We start from the raw sequence: 731 nt of genomic DNA on the forward strand, positions 1-731 counted from the left end.
TCTTTCACTGCAATAATATCTGCGCCCATAGCTTGTAACTCTTTGGCTAAATTTACATAGTAGTCTAGAGAATACTTAGTACGCTCTGGATTTAAGATATCACCTGTATAACACATTGTCGCTTCAGCGATCTTACCAGCATCTTTCACATATTGAATTGGTTTTTCAATTTGTTTAGTCCAGTTTAATGAGTCAAACACACGGAAGACGTCAATGCCTGAAGTTGCAGCTTGGTCGATAAATGCTTTCACCGTGTTATCTGGGTATGAAGTATACCCAACCGCATTTGAACCACGGAATAACATTTGTAGCAAGGTATTTGGCATTGCTTCACGCAACTGCTCTAGACGGCTCCAAGGGTTTTCAGTTAAGAAACGGAAGGCTGCATCAAATGTCGCCCCACCCCAAACTTCCATAGAGAATAGGTTTGGCAAAGCATCTTCCATAACTTTAGCTGGTTTCACCATGTCACGCGTACGCATACGAGTCGCAATCAATGATTGGTGTGCATCGCGCATTGTCGTATCTGTTAATAATAAGTCATTTGAATTTTTAATAAATTCTTGTACACCTTTTGCGCCATCACGGTCTAAAATTTGTTTAGCAGATAAACCACTACGGTCCACCAATTCAATCTTAGGTGTTGGAATCGTTAAGAATTCTGCTTTTTCATTTTCAATACCTGGGAAACCATTTACAGAAATGTCCCCGATGTATTGTAAGACTTTGTT

Annotated in this window: 1 pseudogene; it reads right to left on the minus strand. The window is 39.8% G+C overall.

Annotated elements, in window-relative coordinates:
• Positions 1 to 731 (minus strand): annotated as a pseudogene (locus ACRCJ0_RS17420) (pyruvate carboxylase); the annotation flags it as partial.

The organism is Aerococcus sp. L_32 (assembly GCF_050689315.1).